Source organism: Nocardia arthritidis NBRC 100137 (assembly GCF_001612765.1).
Classification (GTDB): Bacteria; Actinomycetota; Actinomycetes; order Mycobacteriales; family Mycobacteriaceae; genus Nocardia; species Nocardia arthritidis.
This window is the reverse complement of record NZ_BDBB01000014.1, coordinates 13,986-30,264: the sequence shown is the minus strand read 5'-3', so window position 1 is coordinate 30,264 and position 16,279 is coordinate 13,986. Positions and strand designations below refer to the sequence as shown.

The following is a 16,279-nucleotide window of genomic DNA, read 5'->3' as shown; positions in this document are numbered from 1 at the left end:
CGGGGTGGTGTCCGGTCAATCCGAGGTGCGGACCGCGTATCCGGCGTTCGCGAGGGCGGTGAGTACGTCGTCGCGATGGTCGCAACCGCGCGTTTCCAGCGTGAGCGCTACCTCGACCTCGTCCACCGCCAGCCAGGTCCCGGTGCGCGAGTGCGCCACGTCGACCACGCTGGCGCTGGTCTTGCCGATCACCGCGAGCAGTGCCCCCAGCGCACCCGGGCGATCGGAAATCGTCACGCGCACCGCGAGGTAGCGGCCTGCCGCGCTCAGCCCGTGCCCGATCACCCTGGTCAGCAGCAACGGATCGATGTTGCCGCCGGACAGGATCGCGCAGACCGGCCCGCGCAGGCCGAGTTCCTCCGGCGTGCGACTCATCAGGGCGGCGACCGCCGCGGCGCCCGCGGGCTCGACGATCAGCTTCGCGCGTTCCAGACACAGCAGCAACGCCTGCGACAGGGCTTCCTCGTCTACCGTCACGATGCTCGAAACATGCTGCGCCACATAGGAGAAGGGCACCCCGCCCGGCTGTCCGACGGCGATGCCGTCGGCCATCGTCGCCATTCGCTCCACCCGGACCGGACGCCCCGCCGCCAGCGAGCCCGGCCAGGCGGCCGCTTCCGCCGCCTGCACCCCGATGACGCGCACGTCCGGCGCCAGATGTCGCAGCGCGACCGCGACTCCGGCCAAGAGCCCACCGCCGCCGGTGGGTACGAGGACCGTGCCCACCTCCGGCAGCTGCTGCGCGATCTCCGTGCCGACAGTGGCCTGACCGGCCACGATATCGCGATGGTCGAACGGGTGGATGAGCGTCGCGCCGGACCGGTCGGCGAAATCCAGCGCCGCTTCCAGTGACTCGTCGATGGTCTCGCCGACTTGGCGGACCTGCGCCCCGTACGCCTTGGTGGCCATCAGTTTCGGCAGTGACGCCCCGATCGGCATGAACACCGTCGACGTGAGGCCGAGCGATGACGCCGACCATGCGACCCCTTGCGCATGGTTACCCGCGCTCGCGGCCACAACGCCGCGCTCGCGCGCCTCCCGCGGCAGATTCGCGATCCGGTTGTAGGCGCCGCGCGGCTTGAACGAACCGGTGCGCTGCAAATTCTCACATTTCAGCCATACCTCGGCACCCGTACGTTCGGACAGCACCCGCGAGGGCAGCAGCGGTGTGCGCCGGATCACCGGGGCGAGCAGCCGCGCGGCCGCCTCGATCCGGGACATGTCGACCGACTCCATACCGTCATGCTGCCATCCGGCAGGCGGGGGCCGGAGGCAACCGCTCACGCGCTCGAAGGCAGTGTGGGAGCGTCACCGCCGATTTCTGTGCGCGGGGCTACTTGCTGAAGTCCGCGTACCGGTGGCGGACGAGCGGGACGCGTGCGCGATCGTCACGGAAGCGGTCGAGGCGGACGAACGCGATCGGCCCGAATCGCCCGGACATGGCGGATCCGTGGGTGCAGATGCCCGCTGAGGTCGGTGTGACAGTGGGTAGACGGTGTGGCCAGGACGCCGAGCGACCGTCACTGCTCACCGTCTGCGCGAGCCGGAGCGAGAGTCCGCCCCACCGCGCACCGGCCCTCTGCGAGCATGCGACGCTCGAACGGGTCAGGCAGCCACCGCGGTGGCGAGCTTGCGCAACTCGGAGTCCGGGTCGGCCACGTCGACCACGAGCCGTGTGACATCAGCGCCCGCCAAGTCGATACGGATGGCGTGCCCGTCGAAGCGCGTGTCCCAGAATTCCTTACGGCCCTTGCCGCGGAACGTCCCGGCCGCGATCACGCCGGGGAAGAACGTGCCGGGTGTGCGCACCCACGGCGGGCGACGGTCGACTCCGGCCACGCCGAGCGCGGTGATGTCGGACAGGTCGAAGGTCAGCTGGTCGCGCAGCGCCAGCAGTTGATGGGTACCGAGTACGTGCACGGTCACCGTCGTTCCGGTGACTTCGAATTCCACCATCACGCACCTCACTTCACCGAGAACTCCTACAGCGTCAACAATGCCGAACGGTCCTGGCCGCAGCCTGTGCCGTTCCTTTGAGTTCTCTCAGTTTCCGTCCATGGTGTTACAGAAATATGCGCATCTATGGATGTTGCCCCGCGAGGCGGGGTGACGGGGCGAATCTCGTCCGACAACGCCGGCCTGGAAGGGAGTCCCTCCCGACCTCGAGGCTGGGCCGAGGCAGCCGCGCCGTCGCGGTCGATGATGCGCTCGGCTGCCTCGGGTCAGGCAAACCGTTGAACGCCGACGATCAGGGCGCCGAGGTTCTCGTGACGTGCGCGTGCTCCGCGACATCGAGGACACCGGCCAGCCATGGTGTGTAGGCGTCCGGATTGTCGGCCAGTGCGTCGCGTAGGGCGTCGGGGTGGATCCAGGCGAAATCGGCGACCTCGGCCGGGTCCGGCCGAGGCGCGCCGAGGTCCAGCCGCCCGATGAGGACGTGGTCCCATTCGGACTCGACGCGGCCGGTGCGGAGGTCTGCCGCGTGGTAGCGGTAGATCCCCGCCTCGGTGAGCGCGGTGGTCAGGCCCATCTCCTCGGCCAGCCGCAGTCCCGCCGCGGTGGCGACCGGTTCACCCGGTGCGGGGTGGCCGCAGCAGGTATTGGCCCACAGCGACGGGAATCGGGTCTTCACCGCCGCGCGCTGCTGCAGCAGCACTCGGCCCGCCGAATCGAACAGCAACACGGAGAACGCGCGGTGCAGTCGTCCCGGGGCCAGGTGGGCCTCCGCGACCGAGCACGCGCCAACCGCGCGGCCGGCGTCGTCGACGAGTTCGACGGGCAGGGCCTCGCGGTCGGTGTGCGGTTGGGCGCGGGCGTCGGTCACCATCCCACCTTATCGGCGGCTATGAGCAGGTACTGGAAGCTGCCCTCCCGATAGGCGGTCAGGAACGGCTTCTCGACACCCGTGGCGAGTTCGGATTTCGTGCGCAGCTCCCAATACGGGATGGTTGCCGCGGTGAGGTCGGTCACGGCGATGGGCACCAGGTTGTTCTCGGCCATGGCGCGGAAGTACTCGCTACGCGGATGGATCATGCAGCCGTAGTGCGCGTCGATCCAGCTCACCGAGGACGATCGGCCACCGGTCACGTCGTTGGAGCAGCCGGTGACGCACACATAGCGCCCGCCCGGCTCCAGCAGCCGGGAGAACTCGCGGAACAGATCGACCAGGTCCACGTACATGGTGGTCTCGTTGGTCCAGATGCCGCGCATGGAACCGGACTCGAATCCGGTGTCCAGCATGTTGCGGAAGTGGAACCTCACCTTGTCCGCGACTCCGCGATGCACGGCCTGGTCGTTGGCGAATCCGACCTGGTACTCGGAGATGGTCACGCCGTCGACCTGACAGCCGAAGCGCTGATTGGCCATGAAGCTGGTGCCGCCGCGGCCGGAGCCGCCGTCCATCAGACGGTCGCCGGGCCGGATGTCGCCGAGATGGTCGAGCAGGAAATCGGCCTGTGCGGTCTCCAGTCGATGCAGTTCGGTGACGAGACGTTCTTCCCGGGTGTCCTCCGGACCGGTCAGCACCGACAGGTCCGGGTCGCCGATGCCGTAGTGATGGTGGTAGAGCCCGTCGACCTCACCGAGTTTGGTGTTGACCCGGTCGTCGTTCGGGTTGTTGTTCCAGTACGCGGCGACGGACTTCTGGTAGCTGGTACGCAAAACGGTCCCGGTCTCCGGGTTGAGCATGGTCATGCGCGATCATCCTCTCTCGGTGCGGTACTGCTTCATTGCTTTCACTGCGGGTCGCGATAGCGTTTGCTGTCGGCGTGCCAGGCGCGGTTGCCTCCCATCCACGCCCACAGGCCGGTGAGGAAGCGGCGTAGTTCGGGCGACCCCGCCGCGGCCAACGGCGCGGCCTCCCGTTCGAACCGGTGCACCAGCTCGTCGTGCACCTCGGCGGTGCGCAGCACGGCCTCGCGGCGCGAGCAGCGCTCTTCGGCGGCGAGGACGGTCGGCAGATTGAACTCCCTGCCGTTGGAGAGGTCCTCGCGAGCCATCGAGTACAGGTCGTTGACCATCTGGCTGGCCAGCGCCGCCGTGGTGACCACGCGGCGCACCGCGGGGGCGGTGTACTCCGCGGCCTGCACCTCGTAGCCGCCGACCACGTCGGTCGGTGCCATGCACGGCAGGAAGCTGTGCGGTTGCCGGTTGGTGAGGTACTCCCACACCGGCGGCATCCGCCCGGCCGCGCGCCACCCCGCCTCCGCACCGAGCGCGATGAACCAGCCCGCTATCTCGGTGCGCAGCCGGGCCAGCTGCGCCGGGCGCGCGTAGCGAGCCATATGGTCGAAGGACGTGCGAAACGCGCGCAGGATCGGATCGGCCTCGAGGGCCGCCTCGAGTTCGACGACGTAACGCGCGGGAAGGTGGACCGGATCCATGGCCGCGGCGGCCAATTCGAGCCGGGGACCCAGCTCCGCCTCGGCGCTGGAGGGGGTGCCGTCCGGGGCCCGGTCGTCGGCATCCTCCTCGCAGTAGTAGTCGTCGACCGACCATTCCGAGACCGCGCACTTCGCCGCCGCCAGCAGGCGATCGGCGTCGTCGCAGTCCGGGTGGGCGAGCATGATCAACCGGCCGAAATCGGCGTCCCGCAGTTCGTCCAGCCGGCCCTCGTACAGCCCGATCTCCCCGGCCCAGTCCACGATCCCGGTGTTGACCGCCTCTGCGAGCGCCGGATCGTCCCGCAGCGGCGGCGGGCAGTACAGCGGCGGAATCGGATCCGGGCGGTCCTGGCGCACCGTCGCGGTGCCCGGGCCGCTCGGTCCCCGCGGAACAAGTGCGGGACCGCGAGCGGTGTCCGACCCGGTTCGCGGGGCGGGCGCCGCGTGCGTGGCCGTGCGTGGCGGCGCCGCGATGCCGTGTCGTCCGAGAAACGCCGACGCCGTGCCGAGCCCGGTGGGGCCGGCCGGAATGCGTGGCGCGGTCGGCGACGGTGCCCGTCTCGCTGCCGGAATCGGTCCCGGCGCGCTGCCCGGCGCTGCCCCCACGCCGTCGGTGGCGGCCGCCGGGGCGACGATGCGGGCAGCAGCGGCCGCTGCGACGGTGGGCGTCGTGGCACGGTGCGGGCCGCCCGGAAGCAGCAGGGCGGCGGCACCCAGGCCGGACGGGCCGAGCAGCCCGCGAGGCGTCACGCCCGGCGGTACGTCCGAGGACGAAATAACGTGCGGCTCGGTCGCTTTCGACGAGAACAGCTCGGACGGAGCGGTCGTCCGGGTGTTGGTGAGTAGCGCGACGACGGCGGCGGCCACCTCATCGGTGGCATGCGCCGCCGCGGCGCGGGAGAGCACCGACATGCTCATCACCCCGGTCAGTCGGCCTGCCGGGCGACCAGGACGTTGCCGAGCACGCCGAGGGCGTCCGGTACCAGGACGGCCGCCGAGTAATAGCAGCTGACCAGGTAGGAGATGATCGACTGGTCGTCGATGCCCTTGAAGCGCACGTTGAGACTCGGCTCGTATTCGTCCGGGATCCCGGTCTGGTGCAGGCCGATCACGCCCTGGTCCTTCTCTCCGGTGCGCATGGCCAGGATCGAAGTGGTCTGGGTGTCGCTGATCGGGATCTTGCCGCACGGGAAGATCGGCACGCCCCGCCATGCGGGAACGCGGTGCCCGTCCACCTCGACCGGGTCGGGGTAGAGCCCGCGCTTGGTGCATTCGCGTCCGAACGCGGCGATCGCCTTCGGATGCGCCAGGAGCAATTTGGTACTGCGCCGCATGCTGAGCAGTTCGTCCATGTCGTCCGGGGTGGGCGCGCCGGACTCGGCGTAGATGCGCTGTTTCAGGTCGCAGTTGTGCAGCAGGCCGAAGTCGGGGTTGTTGACCAGGTCGTATTCGCGTCGTTCGTAGAGCGCTTCGATGGTCAGGCGCAGCTGCTGCTCGACCTGGTTCATCGGGTCGTTGAACAGGTCGGCGACGCGGGTGTGCACGCGCAGCACGCTCTGCGCGAGGCTGAGTTCGTATTGGCGCGGGGAGGTGTCGTAGTCGACGAACGTGCCTTCCAGCAGCGGCTCGCCGGAGTGACCCGAGGCGACCTCGATATCCGCCTCGCCTTTGTGATTCTGCGGACGCGTGGGCGCGGAGGCGACGCGGGAGAGTTGCTCGCGCAGTGCGGGAGCGCTGTCGATGAACTCGGTCAGCGATTGCCGCGGGAGGACCAGCATGGTCGTCGGCGTGACCGTCTTGATCGTGACCGGCCAGATCGCCGATGGCTCGGTGAGTATCGTGTCGCCGAAGAAGTCGCCGCCCCCCAGGATTCCGAGCTTCGTCTGCTCGCCGTACTCACCCGACCCGATCTTGCTCAATTTTCCGTGCACGATCAGCAGGACCTGATCCATCGGATTTCCGAATTCCGCTACGACAGTGCCCGGTTCGAGATCGCGCTGTTCGAAACGGTCTGCGAGGCCGCGCAATACGTCCTCGTCGCCGAAGCCGCGCAGCGCCGGAAGCTCTCGCAATTCGAGGGGAATGACCCGTGCGGTGGATCCGTCGATGACGAATTCCACCTCGCCGTTGCCGACCGTGTGGGTCAGACGGCGGTTCACTCGGTACACACCGCCGTTGACCTGCGTCCATGGCAGCGCGCGCGTGAGCCACCGCGAGCTGATGCCCTGCATCTGCGGTTCGGATTTGGTGGTGTGCGCGAGCAGGCCGGCCGAGCTGGTGCTCAGGCTCTTGCGCACGTTGTTTTCCGTTTGGACTGGCATTTCTATGGTCATGCGTGGTCCTCACCTCGAGACGGCCACCGAGACATGGTGACGGGTTTGGGGCAGGGGAATCGAAGTCGTCGATAGTTCAGAGTCGCTGGGTGTTCACATCAAACAGCAGCGGGCATGCCCGCGGAGAGCTCATCGAACGAAATTGCCTACGCGCCAAGGCGTTCCAGACGTGTTCGATGGTAGACGCCGAAAGCGGCTGTGCACAGGAAAATTTCGAAGATTATCCCGGTGGCCCGCGGATGATCACGACACGCGGTCGATTCCGGTAACGGCGGGTGGCGTTGCGGAGTGAGCCCGCGATTGCATTCTGGTAGCGATGAATCAGCTATCGCGCGGCATTGTCCACTGGCCTGCTCGCTAGGGTGCTCGTCCCATACTCATGCCGATCGGTCCGGAAGCCGGGGGCGAGCCATCGGAGCCACGCTGGGCGGTCGCCGAGGACGTCGCGTCCGGCCGCCGGATCGCGCGATGAGATGTTCGGCCGAAGCCGGGCGCGCGGTGTCGCTCCTCTGCCGAGCCGGGTACGCGATTACGTGCCGAACGGACACGTGTGTTCGGGGTCGAGTGGGGAATGCCGAATGGGAGCCGACCGTGGCAACCTGGCATGCGACGTGTCACAGCGGACACATAATGGACAGGTGGTATGGGAAGCTCGTCTGAACACCTCGCGGTGTGTGATGCGGGTCACGTTGTAGGGTAGGCCAGGAGCGATGGTGAAGTTGAACGCGAATGTTGTGGTGGGCTCGGTGCAGCGGTTGATGGCGACCGCGCAGAACGGCCTGGAGGTCATCCGCTTCGGCGGGCTGACCCATGACGTCGCGTCCTCGCCGTTCGAGGTCGTCGAACGCAGACGCATGTACCGGCTGCGCCATTACTTCCCCGACGACACGACCCCGGGGCGGCCGGTGGCGCTGCTGGTCCCGCCGCTGATGGTCAACGCCGACATCTGGGATGTGAACGCCGAGGACGGCGCGGTCGGGATCCTGCACCGCGGCGGAGTCGACTGCTGGGTGGTGGACTTCGGCTCGCCCGCGAGCGAGGAGGGCGGCTGGCAGCGCGACCTCGCCGATCACGTGCTGGCCGTCAACAGCGCCATCGACACCGTCAACGAGGCCACCGGCTCCGGCGTGCACCTGATGGGTTACTCACAGGGTGGCATGTTCGCCTACCAGACCGCCGCCTACCGGTACGGCAAGGGCGTGGACAGCATCGTGACCTTCGGCAGTCCGGTCGACATCGTCGCGGGCATACCGTTCGGGCTGCCCTACGGCATGGTCTCCGACCTCGCCGACTTCCTGGCCGATCATGTGGTCACCCGGCTGCCGATCACCGATTCCATGGTGCGGATCGGCTTCCAGTTGCTCGACCCGGTCAAGACGGCCAAGTCCAGAATCGATTTCCTCCGGCAGTTGCACGATCGTGAAGCACTGCTGCCGAAGGAGCGTCAGCGCCGCTTCCTCAACAGCGACGGCTGGGTCGGTTACGCGGGCCCGGCCGCGGCGGATCTGCTCAAGCAGTTCGTCGCGCACAACCGGCTGATGCTCGGCGGTTTCGTGATCCGCGATCATCCGATCTCGCTGGCCGAACTGAAGTGCCCGATCCTGGCGTTCGTCGGCGAAGTCGACGACATCGGACAGCCCGCCGCGGTGCGCGGCATCGTGCGGGCCGCGCCGAACGCGGAGGTCTACGAGGCGACGCTGGTCGCGGGTCACTTCGGCCTGGTGGCCGGGAGCACGGCCACCAATCACACCTGGCCGCTGGTGCGGCAGTGGGTCGGATGGATGAACGGCGACAAGCCGCTGCCCCCCGAGATCGTGCCGATGGCCGAGCACGTGGCGAGCAATCGCCCCCGGTCGGCGGCGACCCGGGTGGTGCACACCGCCGCGTCGCTGGCGGAGGCGGGCACCGGCGTGGGCAAGGCGCTCGAGGGCATCGCGAACAGCACGGTGCGCGGTTCGATCGAATTGGCAGGCGAAGCGGCGCGGGCACTGCCCCGGTTGACCCGTCTCGGCATGATCCAGCCGCACACCCGGGTATCGCTCGGCCGGTTGCTCGCCGAGCAGGCGCGACGCGCGCCACAGCGGGATCTGTTCCTGTTCGACGACCGTGTGCACACCAACGAGGCGGTCAACCAACGCATCGACAACGTGGTGCGCGGCCTCATCTCGGTCGGCGTGCGGCCGGCGACGCGGGTCGGCGTGGTGATGGAGACCCGGCCCAGCGCGCTGGCCTCCGTCGCGGCGCTGTCGCGTCTCGGCGCGGTGGCGGTCCTGCTGGCCCCGAACGGAGAATTGAGCCGCGCGATCGAGCTGACCGGCGTGGAGACCCTGATCGCCGATCCGGAGAATCTGCGGCGGGCCGCCGCGACCGGCGCCAAGGTGCTGGTGCTCGGCGGTGGCGACACCCGGGAGCTGGCGCTGCCCACGAGCGACCGCTTGATCGACCTCGAGCAGATCGATCCGGCGCGGGTGCGGGTGCCCGCGTGGTACCGCCCCGATCCCGGCCTGGCGCGGGAGCTGGCGTTCGTGCTCGTCACCGGCACCGGTGAGCGGTTGGAGACGAAGTACATCAGCAATCATCGCTGGGCGCTGTCGGCGTTCGGCACCGCGACCACGGCCGACCTCGATCGCAAGGACACGGTGTACTGCCTTGCGCCGCTGCACCATTCGTCCGGGTTGCTGGTCAGTCTCGGCGGGGCGGTCGCGGGCGGAAGCCGGATCGCGCTGGCCCGGTCGCTGGACCCGCAGCGCTTCGCCGAGGAGGTGCACCGCTACGGCGTCACCGTGGTCACCTACACCTGGACCATGCTGCGCGACATCCTCGACGCCGAGGTGTTCCCGGTCGGCCATCGCCATCCGATCCGTTTGTTCATCGGCTCCGGTATGCCCGCCGGGCTGTGGCGGCGCACCGTCGAGCAGTTCGACCCGGCCCGCGTGCTGGAGTTCTACGCCTCGATCGAGGGCGACGTGGTGCTGGCCAACGTGGCCGGAGTGAAGCGCGGGTGCAAGGGCAGGCCGGTTCCCGGCACCGCGAAGGTGGAGCTGGTCGCCTACGACCCGCTCACCGAACGCATCCTGGTGGACGGCTCCGGCTTCGCCCGGCGTTGCGCGGACAACGAGGTGGGCCTGCTGATCGGCAAAGCGTCCGACGGCATCGACATCTCCGCGGGCGGCCTGCGCGGGGTCTTCACGGCGGGCGACTCCTGGATGCCGACGGAGAATCTGTTCCGCCGCGACGGCGACGGCGACTACTGGCTGGTCGACCGCACGGACACGGTCATCCACACCCGGCGCGGACCGGTCTTCGGTCAGCCGATCGTCGACGTGCTCAACGACATCACCCCCGTCGACATGGAAGTCACCTACGGGCTCAATGTCGGCGACCACTGCCTCGCGGTGGCCGCGGTGAGTGTGCGCGAAGGCTTCCGCCTGGAACCGAAGGACGTCACCGAGGCGTTGCGGGTGTTGGAACCGGACCAGCGGCCCGATCTGGTCTACGTGGTGGACGACATCCCGCGCAGCCCGTCGTTCCGTCCCTCCGCCCGTGCGGTGCAGGCGGCCGAGCGGCCGGAGCCGGGACCGGACACCTGGTGGTACAACCGCGCCTCGGACGCCTACGAGATCCTCACCGAGGACCGAGCGAGCACGCTGTTGGGCGGCTGATGCGATTCTTGTTGCCGAAACGCCGGATTCGCCGGCCGATGGCATAGTTTGTGCCTGTGAGAACGAGCCTCATCTATCGCAACGGGACCGTCTACGAGGTCCTGATGCGCGGGTTGTACGGCAGGCACTACGCGGCTCGGTATCGCGCTATCGCGGAACTCGTCCCGGAGGGTGCGAGCGTGGTCGATCTGTGCTGCGGACCCGCGACGCTCTACACCCGCTACCTGCGCCACAAGTCGGTCGACTACACCGGGCTCGATCTGAACGAACGCTTCGTCGCGCGCGTGAACGAAGCGGGCGGGCGCGGGCGAGTGTGGAACCTGCGTTCCGGTGACGCGCTGCCCGCCGCCGATTATGTCGTCATGCAGGCCAGCCTCTATCATTTCCTGCCCGAGCCGGGCCCCCTGCTCGATCGGATGCTCGCGGCGGCCACCGAGCGGGTGATCGTGGCCGAGCCGGTGCGCAACCTGGCCAGCAGCGCCAATCCGTTCCTCGCCACGATCGGCAAGCGGTTCACCGACGCGGGCGACGGCGAGCAGGCGCATCGCTTCACCGAGCGGACGCTGGACGAGTTCTTCGCGCCGTACCGGCCGCGGGTTGCCCGGCAGTCACTGATCGCGGGCGGCAGGGAGAAGCTCTACGTCCTCACCGCGTGAGGCCGGGGTGTCGCGCGCCGGACCGGCGCGCTCACACGGTGAACGCGGTGACCGCGTCCACGACGCGGGCTACCTGCGCGTCGGTCAGATCCGGCCACAGCGGCAGGCGTACGACCGTTCCGGAGAACTCGGCGCTGCGCACACACGCGCGCGGCGTGCGGCCGAGCTTGAAGCCGGCCGGGCTGGAGTCCAGCGGGATGTAGTGGAACGGCGCGGAGATGCCGTGTGCGGCGAGATGCGCGATGAGGTCGTCGCGGCGGCGCTCGGTCGGGGTCCGCAAGTAGTACAGGTGGGCGGTGTGCTCGCGATCGGCGGGCACGGACATCAGGCGCACGTCGTTGCGCCGGGCCCAATCCGGCAGGGCGGCGGCGTAGGCGTCCCACACCCGGTGCCGTCCGGCCTGAATGGTGTCGAACTCGTCCAACTGCGCGTCGAGCACGGCCGCGTTCAACTCGCTCGGCAGGTAGCTCGAGCCGATGTCCTGCCAGGAGTACTTGTCCACGGCTCCGCGCAGGAACCTGGCCCGGTCGGTGCCCTTCTCCCGGATGATCTCGGCGCGCGCCATCAGGATCTCGTCGGTGAGCAGCAGCGCGCCGCCCTCGCCGCAGTGCACGTTCTTGGTGTCGTGGAAACTGAGCGTGCCCATCGTGCCGATGGTGCCCAGTTTCCTGCCGCGCCAGCTGCCGCCGAGCCCGTGCGCGTTGTCCTCGACGACGGCGAAGCCGTGCGCGCCGGCCAGGTCGAGCAGGCCGGCCATGTCGGCGGCGACGCCACCGTAGTGGATCACCACCACGGCCTTCGTCCGCTCGGTGATCAGGGCCGCCACCGACTGCGGGTCCAGGTTCCCGGTGGCCGGATCGATGTCGGCGAAAACGCAGGTCGCGCCGCGCAGCGCCATCGAGGTGGCGGTGGAGGTGAACGCGAAGCTGGGCACGATCACTTCGTCGTCGGGGCCCAGCTCCAGCAGCAGTCCCGCCATTTCCAGCGCGGACGTGCAGGAGGTGGTGAGCAGGGCGTGCGGCGCGCCCGTGATCGCCTTCAGCTTCGCGGTGGCCGACGCGGTGAACTGTCCGTCGCCATGGCTGTGATCGGAGGCGAGCACGGCCTCCAGGTTCGCTAGTTCCCGGCGCGCCCGGTACGGGCGGCTGAAGATGACGCGGTCAGTGCTCAACCCGGTCGGTCCCCCTGCTGGCGGTGGTCGCGGTCAGTTCCGAAGTGTCGGCCGGACGCGGTGTCGGCGTCTCGACGGTGAGATAGAGCGGTTTGCCCACCAGGATGTGCAACGCGACGCCCAAGTACTCGGCGATGAGCCCGAGGGAGAACAGCACGGCGCCGGAGCACAGCAGCAGCACCACGATGGTGGACGCCCAGCCTTCGGGCGCCCAGCCGTCGGTGGTCAGCGCTTCGAACACGACGATCGCGGCCATCACGCCACCGGCCAGCGCGAGGGTGACGCCGAGCATGCTGACCAGCCGCAGCCCGCGGGTCCCGCTGCACAGCACCATCTTCCAGAACAAGGAGAACAGGCGGCGGTAGTTGTAACCGGATTCCTCCCTGCCCTCGGCGCGCAACGTCACCGGCGCCTGCGCGACGGCGCCGACCACCCAGGTCAGCGCGACGTCCAGGTAGACGCCGTTGGAGGCGACCTCGGCCAGCTGCCTGCCGATGTCCCCGCGGATCAGCCGGTAGCTTTCGAACCGGGTGGAATCCGGGAAGGCGAACAGCGTCGCGAGCACCAGCTTGGCTCCGCGCGAGGTCAGATTGCGCAGGAATCCGTGCGGCCTGGTGTTGGTCGGCTTGGAGTAGACCAGATCGGCTCGCTGCGCCAGGGCCGTGTCCAGGAACGCGCCGATGAAGCCGGGATCGTGCTGGCCGTCCTCGTCCATGGTGACGATCCAGTCACCGGCCGCGACCGACATGCCGGCGATCGTCGCGGCGTCCTGACCGAAATTGCGGCTGAGCCAGACGGCGCGCACCGTGGGATAGGTCCGTTGCAGCTCCTGCAGGACCACATCGGAGCGATCGGGGCCGTGGTCGTGCACCAGGATGATCTCGGTGACGGCGAATGTGGTGCCGCCGGGGGTCTCGGCGGGGCGGGTGAGATCGTGCAGCTCGGCGACCAGACCGGCGATCGTGTCCTCGCCCCGGTACACCGGTACGACGACCGACAACCGGTGCGGCCGGTCCACGCCGGGCCGTGCCGGGTCACCGTTCGTCGCGGGGGCGCCGGAACGGAGTGCGCGGGCGGAGGGAATCGGCATCAGCTGGATCGACTTTCGATGACGGTGCGTGCCGGTACTCGTCGCAGAACTGCGGAGCCCGAACCGGTGTGGACTTTAGCACGGTGCGATATGCGGCTACCGGAGCAGCTGATCATGCCCTCATCATGGTGGCGTCCACGACCCATGCCAAGCGGAGAGCCGCCCTGTAGGGTTTGGAACTCGTGACGGACAGTGCAGTGCCCGGCTCGCGGCCGGGTGTCTATTCGCGGCGAGAGGTCTACCGATGGGGGGTCATCACCGCGCTCGGAGTGATCGCGGGTTACCTCGCTGTCCTGCTCGCCAACGCCCGCCATTTCTTCACCGACGACACCGAATCCCAGTACACCTCGCTGTGGGTGGGCCTCGGCCGTGCGCTGCGCGCAGGTGAGTTCCCGGTCATGGTGCCCGAGCAGTGGATGTCGGGCAACAACACCATGGACGACGCGGGCCTGTTCAACCCGCCGCAGCTGCTGATCGATCTGATCGCGCCCTCGGTGGACAACGTCGCGCTGTACGCCACTGTCGTGAAGCTGATCTTCTCGATCATCGCCGCACTCGGGGTCTACCGGATCTGCCTGGTCTACGGCGGGCGGCCCGCGTGGTCGGCGGTGGCGGGTATCGCGCTGCCGCTGTCGGGCTTCTTCCTGTTCTTCGACGAAGCCAGCTGGATGACCGCGCTCACCGGCACCGCGTGGATGGTGCACGCCTGGGCGGCCTCGGTGCGCTACACGCGAGGGCAGGGCGGCCCCATCCCGGTTTTCGTCTACCTGTATCTGACCATCTCGACGCAGTACATCTTCCCGGCGGTCGAAGCGGTGCTGATGCTGCTGGCGGTGGCCGTGGGTGAGCTCGTCCACCAGCGCAAGTGGCAGCCCGTGCTCCGGCTGACCGTCGCGGCGGGCTGCGCCGGGCTCGCGGGCCTGCTGACCTTCCTGCCGAGCATGCTGTCGGCAAAGGTGACCTGGCGCGGCACCGCGCAGATCAACAACGACCAGTTCCTCACGGTGCCGTGGTCGGAGTCGCTGAACGCCAGCCTGCCGAGTTCGTTGCCCGCGTTCAGCTCGTGGTGGGGCTACGTGCAGCCGCTGCCGGTCACCTACATCGCCTGGTTCCTGATCCCCGCGCTGGCGTTCGTCGACTGGCGCCGGGCCAGGGCGGCCTGGCGGGAACTGAGCGCCGTCGCGATCTTCGCGATCATGATGCTGATGTGGACGGCGGGCCCCGGTTCGATCGGACCGCTGCGCTGGCCCGCGCGCGTGCTCCCGATGCTGGCCATCGGTCTGCTCGTGCTGGTGTGCGTGCTGCTCGGCCGCTACGGGACGGTGCGGGATCCGAAGAACCGCGCCGTCGCGGCGGCCGTGCTGATCCTGCTGCTGTGGGTGCGCTCGTTCTCCGCCGACCCGCACGACGCGATCTGGCACGTGATCGCGGCGTTCGCGCTGGCCGCGCTGGTGGCCGGCGCGGTGTGGCTCGGGCGCGCGAAAGGGACCGCGGCGGCGTGCGCGCTGACCATCGTCGCGATGTTCCCGATCGCCTATTTCCAGGTCGAAGCCGCGCAACCCACGCCGATGTCGTGGAATCTGCCCGTGCAGCGCTCGGTGGCGAAAGAGGCGTTCCCGGATTTCGCGGGCAACACCATTCAGCTGGGCGATCGCGGACTGTTGCAGCCGCAGGACAAGAGCATCGAGGGCGCCTACGGATCGCTCGTCTTCGGCAACTACGCCCGCGGACTCGAACTGGACTACGTCAACGGCTACACCCCCAGCGGCCACTTCTACTTCGGTGAGCTGCTGTGCATGCGCTGGGACGGCAGCGTCTGCCCGGACGCCTACCGGCGGATGTTCGCACCGGAGCCCGCCACCGGGCGGCCGCTGGTCGACCTGATGAACCTGGATCGCGTGGTGCTGCAACGAGCGCTGTTCCCGGACGCGCCGAACCAGGCGGCGCCCGAGGGCTGGAAGTGGGTCGACTACCCCGGGCACGAGCGTTTCATCGCGGTGCTGGAACGCGTGGGCGGCCCCATCTCGACGACGAACGGCCGCGTGACCGATGCGGCGAAGGTTCGCGCGACATCCATCTCCGAAACCGACACCACCAGCCGCGTGCGCGTGTCCTCGGCCCAGGGCGGCCGGATCGTGTTCGCCCGGCTGGGCTGGCCGGGATATCGGGTCACGCTGAACGGGAAGTCGCTGCCGATCACGACGGTCGCCAAATCGTTCATCGCGGTCGAGGTTCCCGCGGGCACCCAGGACGCCGAGCTCGTGCTGACCTGGCGCCCGCCCGGGTGGAAGATCGGCATCGCCGCCGCGGTGGCGGGCGTGCTCGGCATCGGCGTTCTGCAATGGTTCCAGGTCCGGTCGCGGCGGCGTGACGAGCCGGAGGAGCCCGGCGACGCCGAGGGCGCCGAGCCGGATCGTGAGCTGGCGGACGTCGTTTCGTGAAGACGAACGCGTGTCCGGTCGCCGCGGATTCCGACGCGATGGGCGACAAGCCGGCGGCGGGGCTTCTGCTGCGGATGGTCCGGCGCCAAGAGGTCGCGTTCGCCATGGTCGGCGCGTGCAACACCCTGCTCGGCATCGGGCTGACCGTCGCGTGGCTGGCGGTGCTGGGTGACGCGTGGCCGCCCGCCGTCGCGGTGGTGCTGGCCTACGCCGTGGGCATCGTCGTCGCCTTCGTCCTGCATCGGACCCTCGTATTCCGGGTCCGCGGCAGGCTGTTGCGCGACTTCGCGGGCTTCGTCGTGGTGAATTCCGGTGGGTTGCTGATGAATACGGTGCTGCTGTCGCTGGCCGTCTCGGTGCTGCACCTGCCGCGGATTCCGTCGGCGGTCGTGGTGATGGGCCTGGTCGCGGTCGCCAGTTTCTTCGGTCATCGCTACATCTCGTTCCGCCGCGGGCCCGAGGCCGGGTCCGCGCGCGGGGCCGGATAGCGCGGTCGCGGACCGCATCCCGGCACTGGCTTGCCGGACGGGCGGACAGGTGCGGG

Annotated in this window: 12 protein-coding genes; 4 read left to right on the top strand and 8 right to left on the bottom strand. The window is 69.0% G+C overall.

The window, feature by feature from the left end:
- Positions 1–15: 15 nt before the first annotated feature.
- The 6 genes from ilvA to NA8_RS11880 form a co-directional block, all read right to left on the bottom strand.
- Positions 16–1,236, bottom strand: coding sequence for a threonine ammonia-lyase (gene ilvA / locus NA8_RS11905; RefSeq protein ID WP_063050452.1), 1,221 nt, complete (start codon positions 1,234–1,236; stop codon positions 16–18).
- A gap of 369 nt (positions 1,237–1,605) precedes the next feature.
- Entirely contained in the window at positions 1,606–1,956 is a 351-nt protein-coding gene (locus NA8_RS11900; protein WP_063050451.1) for a hypothetical protein, read from the bottom strand.
- A gap of 292 nt (positions 1,957–2,248) precedes the next feature.
- Positions 2,249–2,824 (bottom strand): isopentenyl-diphosphate Delta-isomerase, encoded by a 576-nt coding sequence (gene idi, locus NA8_RS11895; RefSeq protein WP_245663787.1) that lies wholly within the window; start codon positions 2,822–2,824, stop codon positions 2,249–2,251.
- A complete protein-coding gene (locus NA8_RS11890) occupies positions 2,821–3,693 on the bottom strand; it encodes a geranyl diphosphate 2-C-methyltransferase (RefSeq protein ID WP_063050449.1) in 873 nt (290 codons plus the stop codon). The genes idi and NA8_RS11890 overlap by 4 nt, the downstream gene beginning before the upstream one ends.
- A 41-nt stretch (positions 3,694–3,734) precedes the next feature.
- The gene (locus NA8_RS11885) at positions 3,735–5,294 is read right to left on the bottom strand and encodes a family 2 encapsulin nanocompartment cargo protein terpene cyclase (protein ID WP_157106655.1); all 1,560 of its coding nucleotides are present in this window, start codon (positions 5,292–5,294) and stop codon (positions 3,735–3,737) included.
- Positions 5,295–5,308: 14 nt separating this feature from the next.
- Positions 5,309–6,715 (bottom strand): family 2B encapsulin nanocompartment shell protein, encoded by a 1,407-nt coding sequence (locus NA8_RS11880; RefSeq protein WP_063050448.1) that lies wholly within the window; start codon positions 6,713–6,715, stop codon positions 5,309–5,311.
- A gap of 710 nt (positions 6,716–7,425) precedes the next feature.
- Here NA8_RS11880 and NA8_RS11875 point away from each other — a divergent pair.
- Together NA8_RS11875 and NA8_RS11870 are read left to right on the top strand one after the other, a co-directional pair.
- Positions 7,426–10,377 carry an acyl-CoA synthetase gene (locus NA8_RS11875; protein ID WP_063050447.1) on the top strand — a complete coding sequence of 984 codons (2,952 nt, stop codon included), beginning with the start codon at positions 7,426–7,428 and terminating at the stop codon, positions 10,375–10,377.
- Between the two features lie 56 nt (positions 10,378–10,433).
- The gene (locus NA8_RS11870) at positions 10,434–11,033 is read left to right on the top strand and encodes a class I SAM-dependent methyltransferase (RefSeq protein ID WP_063050446.1); all 600 of its coding nucleotides are present in this window, start codon (positions 10,434–10,436) and stop codon (positions 11,031–11,033) included.
- Between the two features lie 31 nt (positions 11,034–11,064).
- Here NA8_RS11870 and rffA read toward each other — a convergent pair whose 3' ends face one another.
- Both rffA and NA8_RS11860 read right to left on the bottom strand, forming a co-directional pair.
- Positions 11,065–12,204, bottom strand: coding sequence for a dTDP-4-amino-4,6-dideoxygalactose transaminase (gene rffA, locus NA8_RS11865; RefSeq protein ID WP_063050445.1), 1,140 nt, complete (start codon positions 12,202–12,204; stop codon positions 11,065–11,067).
- Positions 12,194–13,294 carry a glycosyltransferase gene (locus NA8_RS11860; protein ID WP_063050444.1) on the bottom strand — a complete coding sequence of 367 codons (1,101 nt, stop codon included), beginning with the start codon at positions 13,292–13,294 and terminating at the stop codon, positions 12,194–12,196. The genes rffA and NA8_RS11860 overlap by 11 nt, the downstream gene beginning before the upstream one ends.
- Before the next feature lie 269 nt (positions 13,295–13,563).
- Between NA8_RS11860 and NA8_RS11855 the strand changes: the two genes are divergently transcribed.
- A complete protein-coding gene (locus NA8_RS11855; protein ID WP_245663788.1) occupies positions 13,564–15,735 on the top strand; it encodes a YfhO family protein in 2,172 nt (723 codons plus the stop codon).
- Positions 15,732–16,223 (top strand): GtrA family protein, encoded by a 492-nt coding sequence (locus NA8_RS11850; protein WP_369690251.1) that lies wholly within the window; start codon positions 15,732–15,734, stop codon positions 16,221–16,223. Before NA8_RS11855 ends, NA8_RS11850 begins: the two co-directional genes overlap by 4 nt.
- Positions 16,224–16,279 lie beyond the last annotated feature (56 nt).